General features: G+C 70.0%; 14 protein-coding genes and 2 pseudogenes. 6 read left to right on the forward strand and 10 right to left on the reverse strand.

All coding sequences use genetic code 11. The features are described 5' to 3' along the window. Positions 1–168 precede the first annotated feature (168 nt). Positions 169–630: a hypothetical protein gene (locus tag ACZ56V_RS12040; RefSeq protein WP_468941646.1), complete on the reverse strand. Its 462-nt coding sequence runs from the start codon at positions 628–630 to the stop codon at positions 169–171. Between ACZ56V_RS12040 and ACZ56V_RS12045 the strand changes: the two genes are divergently transcribed. Beyond that, positions 535–732: a hypothetical protein gene (locus tag ACZ56V_RS12045; RefSeq protein ID WP_468941652.1), complete on the forward strand. Its 198-nt coding sequence runs from the start codon at positions 535–537 to the stop codon at positions 730–732. The two genes, ACZ56V_RS12040 and ACZ56V_RS12045, sit on opposite strands and share 96 nt — an antisense overlap. A 114-nt stretch (positions 733–846) precedes the next feature. Here ACZ56V_RS12045 and ACZ56V_RS12050 read toward each other — a convergent pair whose 3' ends face one another. Then, on the reverse strand, positions 847–1,749 hold the full coding sequence (locus tag ACZ56V_RS12050; RefSeq protein WP_468941470.1) for a sigma-70 family RNA polymerase sigma factor family protein: 903 nt from the start codon (positions 1,747–1,749) through the stop codon (positions 847–849). Positions 1,750–1,963: 214 nt separating this feature from the next. On the opposite strand from ACZ56V_RS12050, the gene ACZ56V_RS12055 reads away from it, so the two are divergent. Together ACZ56V_RS12055 and ACZ56V_RS12060 are read left to right on the forward strand one after the other, a co-directional pair. Then, positions 1,964–2,746: an alpha/beta fold hydrolase gene (locus ACZ56V_RS12055; protein WP_468941473.1), complete on the forward strand. Its 783-nt coding sequence runs from the start codon at positions 1,964–1,966 to the stop codon at positions 2,744–2,746. Between the two features lie 96 nt (positions 2,747–2,842). Beyond that, the gene (locus ACZ56V_RS12060) at positions 2,843–4,198 is read left to right on the forward strand and encodes an NAD(P)/FAD-dependent oxidoreductase (RefSeq protein WP_468941476.1); all 1,356 of its coding nucleotides are present in this window, start codon (positions 2,843–2,845) and stop codon (positions 4,196–4,198) included. A 34-nt stretch (positions 4,199–4,232) separates the two neighbouring features. Here the strand turns inward: ACZ56V_RS12060 and ACZ56V_RS12065 are convergent, their stop codons facing one another. Then, positions 4,233–4,769, reverse strand: a complete 537-nt coding sequence (locus ACZ56V_RS12065) for a hypothetical protein (RefSeq protein ID WP_468941478.1) — start codon at positions 4,767–4,769, stop codon at positions 4,233–4,235. A 193-nt stretch (positions 4,770–4,962) separates the two neighbouring features. Beyond that, positions 4,963–5,214 (reverse strand): hypothetical protein, encoded by a 252-nt coding sequence (locus ACZ56V_RS12070; RefSeq protein ID WP_468941481.1) that lies wholly within the window; start codon positions 5,212–5,214, stop codon positions 4,963–4,965. A gap of 478 nt (positions 5,215–5,692) precedes the next feature. Between ACZ56V_RS12070 and ACZ56V_RS12075 the strand changes: the two genes are divergently transcribed. Beyond that, entirely contained in the window at positions 5,693–6,547 is an 855-nt protein-coding gene (locus ACZ56V_RS12075; protein ID WP_468941484.1) for a sigma-70 family RNA polymerase sigma factor family protein, read from the forward strand. A gap of 42 nt (positions 6,548–6,589) precedes the next feature. On the opposite strand, the gene ACZ56V_RS12080 is transcribed toward ACZ56V_RS12075, so the two are convergent. Next, positions 6,590–7,516, reverse strand: coding sequence for an RNA polymerase sigma-70 factor (locus tag ACZ56V_RS12080; protein WP_468941487.1), 927 nt, complete (start codon positions 7,514–7,516; stop codon positions 6,590–6,592). A gap of 377 nt (positions 7,517–7,893) precedes the next feature. Here ACZ56V_RS12080 and ACZ56V_RS12085 point away from each other — a divergent pair, with 377 nt between their 5' ends. After that, the gene (locus tag ACZ56V_RS12085; protein WP_468941489.1) at positions 7,894–8,160 is read left to right on the forward strand and encodes a WhiB family transcriptional regulator; all 267 of its coding nucleotides are present in this window, start codon (positions 7,894–7,896) and stop codon (positions 8,158–8,160) included. A 98-nt stretch (positions 8,161–8,258) separates the two neighbouring features. Here ACZ56V_RS12085 and ACZ56V_RS12090 read toward each other — a convergent pair. The 3 genes and pseudogenes from ACZ56V_RS12090 to ACZ56V_RS12100 all read right to left on the reverse strand — a co-directional run bounded on the left by ACZ56V_RS12090 (position 8,259) and on the right by ACZ56V_RS12100 (position 11,598). Next, a pseudogene (locus ACZ56V_RS12090) lies at positions 8,259–8,855 on the reverse strand (YceI family protein). 110 nt (positions 8,856–8,965) lie between these two features. Next, positions 8,966–9,712 carry an SDR family oxidoreductase gene (locus tag ACZ56V_RS12095; RefSeq protein WP_468941492.1) on the reverse strand — a complete coding sequence of 249 codons (747 nt, stop codon included), beginning with the start codon at positions 9,710–9,712 and terminating at the stop codon, positions 8,966–8,968. Positions 9,713–9,867: 155 nt separating this feature from the next. Further along, positions 9,868–11,598 (reverse strand): L-aspartate oxidase, encoded by a 1,731-nt coding sequence (locus ACZ56V_RS12100; RefSeq protein WP_468941494.1) that lies wholly within the window; start codon positions 11,596–11,598, stop codon positions 9,868–9,870. 174 nt (positions 11,599–11,772) lie between these two features. On the opposite strand from ACZ56V_RS12100, the pseudogene fdxA reads away from it, so the two are divergent. Continuing rightward, positions 11,773–12,084, forward strand: a pseudogene (gene fdxA / locus ACZ56V_RS12105) (ferredoxin); the annotation flags it as partial. Between the two features lie 104 nt (positions 12,085–12,188). On the opposite strand, the gene ACZ56V_RS12110 reads toward fdxA, so the two are convergent. Beyond that, positions 12,189–12,686: an Ohr family peroxiredoxin gene (locus ACZ56V_RS12110; protein ID WP_468941497.1), complete on the reverse strand. Its 498-nt coding sequence runs from the start codon at positions 12,684–12,686 to the stop codon at positions 12,189–12,191. A gap of 122 nt (positions 12,687–12,808) precedes the next feature. Further along, positions 12,809–13,705, reverse strand: coding sequence for an RNA polymerase sigma-70 factor (locus ACZ56V_RS12115; protein WP_468941500.1), 897 nt, complete (start codon positions 13,703–13,705; stop codon positions 12,809–12,811). Between the last annotated feature and the right edge of the window lie 219 nt (positions 13,706–13,924).

Genomic DNA, 13,924 nt, shown 5'->3' on the forward strand with positions numbered 1-13,924 from the left:
AGACTATTCACAGTGTTCACGGCGTTGGGTTTGGACACCTCACACACGGCGCCGGGAACGCTCCCCTGCCACTTAGAGCCTGGCGGGGGTACTGTGCCCCGGGCGCCCACCGATCCCCCGCGAGTCGGCGTCCGGGGCCAGTCTCGCAGGCCGGAGGGGCAGCCGGGATCATCCGGCGCGGTAGAGGCCCCGACCGCTGCGCCGGACCCGCGAGGTGCCGACGAGCCGGTCGAGCGTGCTGCGGACGGCGTTGATGCTGCCGCTGTCGGTGGCCCGCCCCAAGGCCACCGCCACGTCCCGGGCACGCACGTCGGCGTCGCCGACCTGCGCGAAGTACTCCATGATCTGTTCGGTCAGTTTGCCGTACGTACGCTCCGTGCCGGCTCTCGGTCGGGTCGCGGCCTGGGCCGGACCTGTGACACGGCGCCGGGCAGCGCCGCCGGCGGCCTCGGGTGCGGCCTCGGAGGCGGGTGCCGCCGCGGGGGACGTCATGACGACTTCCAGAGCCCCCAGTGCCCGTTGCACCGTGTCGAGATGAGCGACGACGGCAGCCAGCTCCCTCTCCAGCGCCCGCCTCTGCAACTCCAGGCGGCTGAGATCGGCCTGGAGGCTCTCAGCCGTGACTTCGATGTCGCGTGTCGAGCGGGATGCCGGAACCATGTTTTCCTTCAAGGGGTGCTGGAACGTCGTCGTCGGATGGATGCCATTGTCACCGGGATGAAGATGTGGTGACGATTCGGTGGAAGCCCACCCAGCAATTGTTGCCACTGACACGTGGAAAGCGCAACGGGTGAGCGCACCTTGGGCCCCGAGTCCCCCGGCCGGTGGCACCTTCCGGCCGCCTCCTCAGGCGTGCCGGACCGCTCCGTGTCCGTCGGCGGGCGGCTGGGGGCGGTTCCACCCGCGCAGCTTGTCGGGGTTCAGGACGGCCCAGACGTGCGTGACGCGCTGGTCGGCGATGTCGAAGCTGATGACGGCGGCGACCTGGTCGTGATGGCGCACGACGATCGCGGTGCGACCGTTGGCCGCCTGGAGGTGGAGGACGGTGCGGGGGCGGGGGGCGAGGAGCGTGAGGAGGGACTGGGCGACGTGCTGATGGCCGTGCACCGGCCTGGTCAGAGCACGGATTTTGCCTCCGCCGTCGAAGAACGCGATGGCGTGCCGGGACAGCAGGGACACCAGATGCCGCGCGTCGTTGAGTACGCAGGCCTGCCGGACGGCGCCAACGATCCTGTCGTGCTGATCCGCCGGAGTGGGATGCGAGCGGTCGGCACGCAGGCTGCGGCGGGCGCTCTCAGCCAGTTCGGCGCACTCGTACGGGGACCGCCCGACGATGTCGGCGACCGTCCGAGGGGGCATGGCGAAGACGTCGTTGAGCACGAAGACCGCCCGTTCGGACGGGGAGAGGGCGTCCAGGGCGTTGAACAGAACATCGCTGACCTCCTCCGACAGAGCCCGGTCGGGCTCGATGCCGATGCCGCCGCCCGCCTCGCCCGGGCCCGGCAGCCGGCCTGTGGACGCGGACAGGCGCGCCAGACAGATGGTGCCCGTGCTCTTGGTCAGCCAGGCACGCGGATCGTTGATGCCCGACCGCTCGTCGTCGCTCAGGCCGTACCACCGCCGGTACGCCTCGGTGACGGCTTCTTCGGCCGTCGGCCCGGCGCCCAGCATCCAGCGAGCGACGTCGATCAGATGCTGTCGCTCGTCCAGCAGCTCCGCGAGCGGTGTCGTGTCACCGGTCCCACCCATGAGGTGTCCTTCCTCTACCGGCACCACAACGCCACCACCGCGGTCGGCTGGCCGTGCCCTCGGCAGAGCAGACCGCGCAAGCGCGGATCATGTGACAACAGGAGACCGCGACAGAGGCGGAAAGGAGCCGGAAACGGAGGCAGAGGCGTGACGGAGGCGGAGGTGGAGAGGGCGGCGGAGACGAAAGGACAATACAACCGTGTGACACCATGAGATGTCACCGACCGTACGCGACCTCGTCCCACCGACGAAAGGGTTCACCATGCCCGCGATCCTGATCCACGGCGTTCCCGACACCCACCATGTGTGGGACGGTGTGCGCCGTCATCTGACCAGATCCGACGTGGAGGCCTGGGACCTGCCCGGCTTCGGCGCCGAGCGCCCCACCGGCTTTGGTTCCACCAAGGAGGAGTACGTCGACTGGCTCGTGCGGCGACTGGAGCGGGTCGGTGAGCCGGTGGACCTGGTCGGGCACGACTGGGGTTGCATCCTCACCCTCCGCGTCGCCTCCCTGCGCCCCGACCTCGTCCGGACCTGGGCCGGAGGCAACGGTCCGGTCAACGCCGGGTACGTCTGGCATCCGCTGGCCAAGATCTGGCAGGACCGGGTCCAGGGCGACCGGTACATGGCCGAACTGCGTGCCGAGCCCTTCGCGGAGGAGGTGGCGGCCGGCTTCGACGTACCCCTTCCCCTGGCCAGGGAGATGGCGAGCCGCGTGGACGAGCCGATGAAGGACGCGGTGCTCAGGCTGTACAGGTCGGCGCTCACCATGGGAGCGGAGTGGGAGCCGGAGCTGTCCGCGGTGACCGCACCGTGCGTCGTCTTCTGGGGAGCCCGGGATCCCGCCTGTCAGATCGAGTTCGGGCGCAGGCTGGGCGACTCCCTGCACTCCAGTGAGGTGGTCGAGATGGACTGCAACCACTGGCCTGTGCTCCAGCTCCCGGCGGAGGTCGCGGAGATCCTGGAGAAGCACTGGAGCGCGCACGCCGCCGACTGAGGAGCGGGCGGGCCCGCCATGACCGGTCCCGGTGCTGTCACACGGGGCGGTGCCGACCGGTCTTGAAGGGTGAAACCAAGAGAAACAGAGGACACCGTGCGTGAGATCCTGATCGTGGGCGGCGGTTACGCGGGCTTCTACACCGCGTGGGGCTTGGAGAAGAAGTTGCGGCGGGACGAGGCCCGGGTCACCGTCGTCGACCCGCGCCCCTACATGACGTACCAGCCGTTCCTGCCCGAGGTGGTCGCCGGGTCGGTGGAGGCCCGTCATGCCGCGGTCTCGCTCCGGCGGCACCTGCACCGCACCCGCCTGATCGCGGGTTCGGTCACCGAGATTCGCGACAGCGCGCACACGGTGACGGTCCGGCCGCAGTCCGGGCCGGAGTTCGACCTGCACTACGACATCCTGGTGATGACCGCGGGAGCCGTCACACGCACCTTCCCGATCCCGGGACTGAGTGACCAGGCGTACGGGCTCAAGCACGTCGAGGAGGCCGTGGCGATCCGCGACCGGTTGCTCACCTCCTTCGACCGCGCGGCGACCCTGCCCCACGGGCCCGAACGCCGTCGGCTGCTCACCGCCACCGTCGTCGGTGGTGGCTTCTCAGGGGTCGAGGGTTTCGGCGAACTGCTGAGCCTGGCCTCCGCGTTGCTCAAGCACTATCCCGAGATCGGGGCGGAGGAACTCGCCTTCCACCTGGTCGAGGCACGGGGGCGCATCCTGCCCGAGGTCACCGACGGGCCGGGGGAGTGGGTGATGCGCTCGCTGGAGAAGCGGGGTGCGCGGGTGCATCTGAACACCCAGCTCGTCTCCGCGAAGGACGGCCGCGTCGTGCTGTCGGACGGAACGGAGTACGACTCGGAGCTGCTCGTGTGGACCGCGGGCAACGCCGCCAACCCCATCGTGCACAACCACACCGACCTCCCCGTCGACGCACGAGGTCTGCTGATGGTGCGCGCGGATCTCCGCGTAGGGACGGAGAGCGAGGTCGTGGCGGACGTGTGGGCGGCCGGTGACGACGCCTCCGTGCCCGATCTCGCCGCCGGCCGGCCGGACGCCCGCACGGTGCCCAACGCCCAGCACGCCGTCCGTCAGGGCAAGCTGCTGGCGAAGAACATCCTGGCGTCACTGCGAGGCCGGCCCACCAAGAACTACGTGCACCACAGTCTCGGCGTGGTGGCCACCCTCGGGCTGGGCCGTGGCATCTTCCAGTACCGGCGTCTGGTCATCAAGGGATTCCCGGCGTGGCTGATGCACCGTGGCTACCACGTGCTGGCCATACCGAGCTGGGAGCGCAAGGCACGGGTGTTCGCCGTCTGGGTGACCGCCGCCTTCTTCGGCCGGGACGTCATCTCCCTCGCCTCGGTCCAGCACCCGCGGGAGGCCTTCGTCTCCAGCGGTGACCCACGGCGTAGCGAGAAGTCAGCCGACGCGGACGCCGTCGCCGGATGAGTTCCCGCAGACCCCTGCGGCACGGCAGGGCGGCTCAGTGCTTGGCGGCGCGGTACAGACCGCGGCCCACCCGGCGGACACGGGACTGGCCGACCAGACGGTCGAGCGTGCTCCGGACCGCGTTGATGCTGCCGCTGTCGGTGTCGCGGCCCAGCGCGGACGCCACGTCCCTGGCACGGACGTCGGTGTTTCCGGCGTCCGCGAAGTAGGCCAGGATCTGTTCGGTCAGCTTGCCGTACGCCTTCGAGCCGTCGGCGTCACCGGGGCCGGAGCCGTCCTCCGCACGGTCCCCGTCACCGGCACCCTCCTCCACCTCGTCCGTGGACGGCGCGGGTGCGGGTGCCACCGTCGCCGGCACCTCCGCGACCACGTCCGCCCGGGCCGGGGGAACGGACTCCGGCATGAGGGCCTGCAGGGCGCTGAGGGCCCGTTGCACGGAGCCGAGGTGAGCGGTGACCGCGGCCAGTTCCCGCTCCAGTGCCTGCTTCTGGATCTCCAGCCGCGCCAGGTCCTCCTGGAGGCCCTCGGCGGTGATCTCGATGTTGCGAGCCTTGGGGGTCACGGAGACCACGCGTTCCTCTCGTTCTCACCCCTTGTTCCGGCGGGGCCGCCCGATGCGGGCTCCGTCACTCGGCCCGGCACCGGGGGCAGGATACCCGTACTGCCGGGATACGGCCCACGTCGGGCGTCGAGCGCGGCGGACCGGCGGCGCGACGACCACGATGTCCGTCGCGACGCGCCACCGGGCCCGCCCGTCCGCTGTGTCAGGCACGGCCCCGCTTCGAGCGGTCGGGCCCGGTGCCGCTCTTCTGCTCCTCGGGCGTCTCGCCGTCGGTGGGGCCGGCCGCCGGGCGCTGCAGTCGCCGCAGGGTCTCGGAGACCGCGTCGATGCGTGCGTCCACCGAGTCGATCGCCTCTCGTAGCAGGCTCAACCGCCCTTCGAGCAGGGCGGCCTCCGCCGCCAGCGACGCGGTGGCGGCGGCCGTATCGGTCTGCCGGTCAGTGCTTCGGGACATCCCTCGTCCTTCCTCAGCTCGTGCCGGCGGGTCGTGAACCGTCGACATCGCATTGACCGGACAGTGACGAGCGCTGTGACAGCCCTGTGTGTGGCGCCCGCGCATCACCGGGGTGTGCAGCCGGACTCGGGGCGGTCGGCGGGTCCGCCGACGCAGACTCCCGCGGCTGCGGCACGCGCCGTGGGGGGCATGCTGATTCGTTCTCGGAAGCGGGTGTGTGACAGGCCCCCACGGGTAGGAGGGCTGGAGGGCTTGCCCGTACGTCACAACACGCTGTACTGCCTCGGACGCAACGTCGGACAGAGTGTGACCGTGGGAAGGTGTTCGGTGTTGTGTGGGTGGGGGGTTTCCGCGCAGCCCCGGGGACGTGGATGCGGCCGTTGCGGTGCCGCGGGTAACGTGGCGATGCGCGCGATGCGGGAACCGCATGCAGAAGCGAGTCGTCACAAGGACGGGTCCTTCAGAAGGAGGAGACGGTATGGAGCCAATGGTTGACACCATGCCGATCGGGGAGCTGCTCGACGAGCGGCGGCACCTGCTGGACGTCGCGCACTGGATGCTGGGCAGCGGCATCGTCGCCGAGCAGGTCACAGACGAGGCGTACCGGGAGTGGTACGCGCTCTCCGAGCACCAGCGGAACCGCATAGGCGCCCCGCGGGCCTGGCTGACCCGTGCCGTGGGCAGCATCTCCCTGGCACGGCTGGCCCCGTCCGATCGTGACCGGGGCCCCCAGGGTCCCGTGGGGAGCCGTGGAGCGTCCGGTCCGGCTCTGGAGGACGATCTCGACGCGCTGTGGGCCGGGGCGTTGGACGCGCTCACACCCGCCGAGCGAGCGGCCCTCGTACTCAACGAAGCCCTCGGCGGCGCGGTCGCAGAACCCGTAACCACCGCGGGACCGGCGGGCATCGAACCGTTGGACAGAGCCCGGCACAGCCTCCGCGTCAGGGCCGCACGCCCCGCGCCACCGCGCGTCGAGGACGCACTGGTCGACGCCGTACGGCAGGCGTGCGCCGACGAGGACGTGGACCGTCTGGCCGGCCTGCTGGAACCCGACGCCGTCGCGTTCTACGACGGCGGAGGCAAGGTCCGCACACTGACACAGCCCGTCGTCGGCGGCCCTCGGGTCGCCCGGAGTCTCCTGACCCTGCTGGCCCGGCAGCCGCGCACCACTGTGCACACCCGTCCCGTCAACGGGCGCGCGGGTCTCGTCGCACGATACAACGGCCAGGTCGCTGCCGTGGTCTCCCTGGACCTGTCCGACACACACGTTGTACAGGTATGGGTCGTCCTCAATCCCGACAAGTTGCGCTCCTGGAACCGCCCCCGCGCCTGACCCGCCCCGTCCCGCGTCTGACACACCGCGTCCGTGGCCCGCTCAGACGCAGAGGGCGGGCGCGGAGCGGTGACGGGTGCGGGAGTCCAGGAAAGCGGCGATCTTGGCCGGGTTGAAGACCCACATCACCTGGTGAATGCCACGGGACGTGGCCGCGACCGTCATGAAGGTGGCGGGCCGGCCGTCCCGGTGGATCAGGATGCCGCCGCGTCCGTTGGCCTCGACCGGTTCCGCCTCGACCGTGGGCCAGAACCGTGGATGCGCGGTGGACAGGTTCGCCACGCGGGCCCGGCCCAGCACGGGCACCCGAGCCGCTCCCCGGATTCCGTTGCCGTCGGACAGACTGACCGCGTTCGGGGTGAGCAGTGCCTCCAGACCGGCGACGTCACCCTGCCGGGCGGCGGCGACGAACGTCTGGAGCAGCGTCCGGTGCTCGGCGGCGTCTACGCTGTCCCGCTGGTCCTCGGTGAGGTGTTTGCGGGCACGGCTCACGATTTTGCGGACGTTGACGGGGCTGAGGTTCAGGATACGCGCGATGTCGGGGTAGGCGTAGTCGAAGGCCTCCCGCAGGACGTAGGCGGCGCGCTCGGTCGGGGAGAGCCTCTGCAGCACCAGGAGCAGGGCGAGTTCCAGTGCCTCCGCCCGCTCGGCACCGACCTCCGGGTCGTTGCTGGTGTCGACGGGCTCCGGCAGCCACGGACCGATGTAGGTCTCGCGTCGGACGCGGGCGGACTGGGCCACGTTGATGGCCAGCCGGGTGGTGGTGCTCGACAGGAACGCCACGGGACTGATCACGAGGGTGCGGTCGGTGCGCTGCCAGCGCAGCCACACCTCCTGGACGACGTCCTCGGCCTCCACCGCACTGCCCAGCACGCGGTAGGCGATGCCGAAGAGGCGGGGCCGGAGTTCGACGAAGACGGAAACGGCCTCGCTCAGGTCGCCTGCCACGGGGGTCGCCTCTGGATGCATGATCCGGGTCTCCGTTTCTCTGTTGCCGGTGTGTGCGGGGGCGGTCGGACGACTCTTCGTCATGACCGCCGGAGCGCTGGCCCGGCGTACTGAGGGATCGGCAGGGCGCGGTGCTCACCTTCGCTCCGGACGACCGGCGGCGCCGACGTTCCGTTACACCTTTGCGTGGACTTTTTTACGGATCTTGCGGACCGGCGCACGGCCGTGCCGGAGGCGCTCTGGCCGCGCGGACACGCGGCACGGCGGGTGTCACATTCGCACCGACCGCCCGGTCTTCCAGTGAAAGCGGCGCTGCGCAACCCGAATTATTTCCGCAATACCTTGTTCGACGAGCCACCCCCCGAACCGGTATCCGCTTCTCATACAGGAGACAATTCATGGATTGGCGTGTTAAGGGCCTCTGCCTGACCGAGGACCCCGATCTCTTTTTCCCGATCGGCGGTCTCAACAGTGGGCCGGCTGCGATACAGACGGACGAGGCGAAGGCAGTCTGCCGCCATTGCCCCGTCTCCCGGCAGTGCCTGGCCTGGGCCGTCGATGTCGGGCCGGTCGAGGGGATCTGGGGAGGCACCACGGAAGGGGAGCGCCGCGCCCTGCGACGGCGCGCGGTGCGCGCGTCGCGCGCGACGGAGAGCGCCGCCTGAGGGGGAGGACGACTCCGGGCGGCGGCCGGACACCGATGCGGGTGGGCGGGGATGGTCCACAGCCGGGACCACCCCCGCCCACCCGCATCGGTGTCCCGTCAGGCCGCCGCCTCCTGCTCTGTCCGTATGGCCGAGATGTCCAGGGTCAGCGTCACCTTGTCGCTGATGAGCACACCCCCCGTGTCGAGCGGTGTGTTCTAGGCCAGGCCCCAGTCCGAACGCCGCAGGGTGGTGGAGCCCGCGAAGCCGACTCGGTGGTTGCCGAAGGCGTCGTCACCGGCCCCGCCGAAGACGATGTCGATGTCCAGGGGCAGTTCGATGTCCTTGATGCGCAGGCTGCCGGTCAGGCGGAACTCGTTGTCGCCGAGCGGGACGATGCCGGTGGAGTGGAAGGTCATCAGGGGAAACGTCGCGGAGTCGAAGAAGTCGGGCCCCGCGAGGTGGGCGTCGCGGTCCGCCGCGCCCGTGTCCATGCTGTCGGTCTGGACGCTCACGTACGCCTTGGAACGGGACGGGGCGGAGCCGTCGAGCACGAGAAGACCCTCGAAGCGGTCGAACCGTCCGCGCACATTGGTGATCATGGCGTGCCGGACGGAGAAGCCGATCGTGCTGTGGACCGGGTCGATGGTGTAGGCACCGGTCACGGCCGGGTGCGCACCGAGGGCCGGGGAGGTGGCGTTGTCGCGTTGAATCATGATGGTGGGTCGGCTTTCTGTGTCGAAAGGGGCCTGCCGCGCCGCGGTGCGGACGACAGGCCCCCTGTGGTGGGTGCGGACCCCTCGCGCGGGGCCCGCCACCCGACGACTCAGCGCTGCTGCGCGAGCCAGTCGGCGAACCGGGTCTCGGCGATGTGCGCGTCCGGACCGGGGAGCAGCGTGGTCTCCTGCAGCTCCGCGCCGAAGTACGGGGCGTGCACGTCGGCCACGACCTGGCGCGGGTCCTTCTTGGCGGCCAGTCCCTTGCGGATCAGCTCGTCGAGCTGGAACTCCTCGGGGCCGGCGACCTCCACCACCCCGCCCACGGGCGTGCCGACCGCGGTACGGCCGACGGCGGCGGCCACGTCGTCGGAGAAGATGGGCCGGATCTTGACCGGGGCCAGCCGGACGGTGTCCCCGTCGGTCGCCGCCTCGGCGATGCCCTTCATGAACTCGAAGAACTGCGTGGCGTGGACGATCGAGTACGGGATGCCCGAGTCCTTGATCAGGCCCTCCTGCGCCTGCTTGGCGCGGAAGTAGCCGCTCTCCTGGAGCCGCTCCGTGCCGACCACGGAGAGCGCCACGTGGTGGGTCACCCCGGCGTTCGCCTCCGCCTTGAGGAGGTTGGAGGTGGAGGTGCGGAAGAACTCCATGACGGCGCCGTCCTCGAAGGAGGGCGAGTTGGAGACGTCGATCACGACGGAGGCGCCGGTCAGGACCTCGGCCAGGCCCTCGCCCGTGAGCGTGTTGACCCCGGTGTTGGGAGCGGCCGGCACCGCCTCGTGACCGTGCTCGTTGAGCTTGGCGACCAGCTTTGAACCGATCAGTCCGGTACCACCGATGACTACGACCTTCATGTGGATATCCTTTCGGAATGTGCGTTGTCGCCTGCACCAGACAAGACCGAATGCTCACTCGCTCTGTGACAAGGCGAACTGCGTTTTCGGTGTTCTGGCGCTTCTGGCGCTAATGGAGTTCAGATGTTCTGGCTTTTCCGGTGATCGGAAGCCTGTTACTCGACGAGCTTTCCGTCGGTGGACACGTCCGCCATGAGCGCAGCGACCTCGTCCGGGACGTCGGGAATGTGCTCGTGGGTGATTCCGGTCGTCGGAGACCAGACCAGGTTCACGCGGAAGGCGGGGTCCATGTCGGGGAAGTCGCTGCGGTTGTGACAACCGCGGGTCTCCCGGCGTTCCAGTGCCGCTTCGAGGGTGGCGCGGGCCGCCAGGGCGGCCGACTTGAGGTCGAAGGCGTGGGCCAGGTCCTGGAAACCGGCGATGTCGGGATGGACGCCGACGTTCTGCATGCGCTTCTCGACGGCGTCCAGCTCCTCGAGGCCGGTGCGCAGACCCTGTTCGTCCCGGACGACACCGGCGTGCTCGGTCATGGTGTTGCGGATCGCGCGCTGCAATGCCCGGACGTTCTCGGGGCCGTCAGCGGCCAGCATCTCGTCGACCTCGGCTCGCGCCTCGGCCACCGCGGTCGCGGACCGGGGCTGTGCGGCGAGGGACTCCGAGTAGGCCGCCGCGGCCTGGCCGGTGATACGGCCGTAGACGAGGAGTTCGATCAGGCTGTTGCCGCCGAGGCGGTTGGCGCCGTGCAGACCGCTGGCGGCCTCGCCGATGGCGTACAGACCGCGGACGTCGGTGCTGTGGTCCTCGGGACGGACCCAGACGCCGCCCATCGAGTAGTGGGCCGTCGGGGCCACCTCGATGGGTTCACGGGTGATGTCGAGCATCTGCAAGTCGAGGAGCGTCTGGTAGACCCGGGGCAGCCGGTTCATGATCGTCTGGCGGGGCAGGTGCGAGACGTCGAGCCAGACCCCGCCGTTCGCGGTGCCCCGGCCCTCCTTGATCTCGGTGTACGAGGCGAGGGCCACGCGGTCGCGCGTGGACAGTTCCATGCGCTCGGGGTCGTAGCGGCTCATGTACCGCTCGCCGAGGGCATTGCGCAGGATGCCGCCCTCACCGCGGGCGGCCTCGCTGACCAGGGTGCCCGCGGCGTTCTCCGGTTCGATGATGCCGGACGGGTGGAACTGCACCAGCTCGGGGTCGCGCAGGCGGGCCCCGGCCTCGACGGCCAGGCGGAAGGAGTCGCCGGTGTTCTCGTCCCGGCGCGACGAGGTGCGACGCCAGATGCGCGTGTGCCCGCCGGCCGCGAGGATCACGGCGTCCGCGTGAATGAGATGACGGGTGCCGTTGGTCAGGTCGAAGCCGTAGGCCCCGAAGACGGCACCGTCGTGGACCAGCAGACGCGTGATGTAGACGCTGTCGAGTACCGGTATGTCCAGCTGGACCGCACGCCGGATCAGGGTGCGCTGGATCTCCAGGCCGGTGTAGTCGCCGGCGAAGGCCGTACGACGGAACTTGTGGGCGCCGAAGAAGCGCTGCGAGATGCGGCCGTCCCCTTCGCGGGCGAAGGCCATGCCGTACCGCTCCAGGTCGTCGATACCCAGGGCCGCGCCCTGGGTGACGATCTCCGCCGTACGGGGGTCGCCCAGCAGGTAGCTCTCCTTGAGGGTGTCCGCGGCATGCTGCTGCCAGGAGTCCTCGGGGTCCATCGTGGCCAGGGCCGCGTTGATGCCGCCGGCCGCCAGGGAGGTGTGGGTGTCCTCCTTGGGACGCTTGCCGACGGCGATGACGTCGACGCCGGCCTCGGCCAGCTCGATCGCCGCCCGCAGGCCGGAACCGCCGGTACCGATCACCAGCACAGTGGTGGAAAGACGTTGTTCGGTGAGAGGCACGTTTGCTCCCGTCGCTCTGGGTGGTCACTGACTAGGACCACGTCGGGCGGCGGTTTGTGACATCGGCGGCGCGCGCGTGTCACAACGTGCCGGGGTCCCCGGTCATCTGGACGAACCTGACGACCGTGCGACAAGCCGCCGGGGGATGTCCGACGGCCGAAGAGGAGAAGACGGATGACGTACGTCATCGCACAGCCCTGCGTGGACATCAAGGACCGGGCGTGTGTCACCGAATGCCCCGTGGACTGCATCTACGAGGGTGCGCGCACGCTCTACATCAACCCGGCGGAGTGCGTCGACTGCCATGCGTGCGAACCCGTCTGCCCCGTGGAGGCGATCTTCCACGAGGACGATCTGCCGCGGCATTGGGCGCACTACCTCGCCGTGAACGCGGAGTACTTCGACGAGGCGGCCTCCCCGCCGCGCGCAGGGCGTGACACGGTCGGCGATCACCCGGTGGTCGAGGCACTGCCCCCGCAGAGCGGGCCGCACAAGAAGGAGATCTCCTTCTTCACCGTCCGCAAGGAGGAAGCGGCCGACGCGGATCTGTGGTTCCCCTCCTGACCGGCCGCTCCACCGAGCGTGCCCGGTCAGGAGGCGAGTGTGATGGTGGTGGGCGTTCCTCTCCACGCCATGCGCGCATAGGGGCACAACGCGTCGGCCTTCCCGATCAGCTCGTCGGCCGTGGCGGGATCGACACCGGGCCACCGCACCACCAGATCGGCGCGCAGCAGATAGCCGCCGTCCTCCGGGTCCCGGCCGAAGGCGACGGTCGCCACGACGGAGATCGCGGCGGGGTCCAGCACCTCCTGCCGGGCCAGCAGGCTGAGCGCGCCGTGGAAGCAGGCGGCGAAACCGGCCGCGAAGAGCTGCTCGGGGTTGGTCCCCCGACCGTCACCGCCCAGCTCGGCCGGCATCCGCAGGTCGAGGTCCAAGGCCCCGTCGGCCGAGCGTGCGTGGCCGGAGGCCCGCCCGTGCGAGGCCGGACCACCGTGGACGGTCACCGTGGTGGTGTAGATGGGCGAGAACTCCTTCCCGTCGAAATCCTTCTCGGTCGACAGGGTGGGCAACTTGATCCGCTCGGTCACGGCATGGCTCCGGTGTCGTCGTGGTGCGCGGTCCCGGCAGACGTCCGGGACGACTGGATGACCGACGAGCGACCGTTGTTGTGACGCCCGCCCGTTGGCGGCCGAGGACCCCCGACCGCAGGTCAGTCCCGCAGGGAGGCCACGTAGGGCGCCAGTTTGTCCGGGTTCATCACCCACATGAGCCGGTCGATGCCGTCCACCGAGATGTCGGCGGTCAGCAGGGCGACGGCCTTCTCGCCGGAGAGGACCAGGACGGCAGGCCGTCCGTTGGCCTCGACCCACCGGACCTGCGACTGCGGCCAGAAGCGCGGAGCGAAGGCCACGAGGTAGCGCGAGACGTGGGGCAGTCCGACGACCGGGATCCTCGACGCGCCGCGGATTCCGTTGCCGTCCGTGTAGCTGACGACGTCGGCGGTGAGCACGTCCTCCAGGCCCGACAGGTCACCCGTCCGCGCCGCGGAGAGGAAGACCTCCAGCAGCCGTCGATGGGCTGTCGGGGTAACGGCCTCCTTGCGTTCGGCGGCCAGGTGCTTGCGGCCACGGCTCACCAGTTGGCGGGTGTTGGCTTCGCTGGTCTCCAGGATCTCGGCGATCCGGCCGTACGGGTAGTCGAACGCCTCCCGGAGCACGTAGGCGGTGCGCTCCACGGGGTTCAGCTTCTCCAGGAGCAGCAGGACCGCCATCTCCACGGCCTCGGCACGCTCCGCGCCCAGGTGCGGATCCTGCGTGGTGTCGACGGGCTCGGGAAGCCAGGGCCCGACATAGGACTCCCGACGCACTCGCGCGGACTGGGCCACGTTGATCGCCAGTCTCGTGGCGACCGTGGTCAGGAAAGCGGTCGGTTCGTGCACCTTCGAACGGTCGGTGCTCTGCCACCGCAGCCAGGTCTCCTGCACGATGTCCTCGGCCTCCGCCGCACTGCCCAGGACCCGGTACGCGATACCGAAGAGCTGCGGGCGCGCCGAGAGGAAGTCCTTCGTCGCCTGGTCAAGGGTGCCGGGTGAGGCGCCAGCGTGCATGGAACATCCCTTCTGGCTTCGTGCATCCCATGCTACAAGCGGGCGCGGGCGGGCGCGTCGGCGGAGGGGCGCACGCGTGCGCTCGGATCCCACAGGTGGCACACCGTGGCAAAGGGTCACCATTGCACACGCACCGTCGTCGGGGGACCCTGTGTCCGGCGTCCCGCCCGGCCCGCGGACGTGCCCTGTCACGGATCGATCGCGCACCCGGTCAGGACA

It is taken from the genome of Streptomyces sp. NPDC034099 (assembly GCF_055575415.1).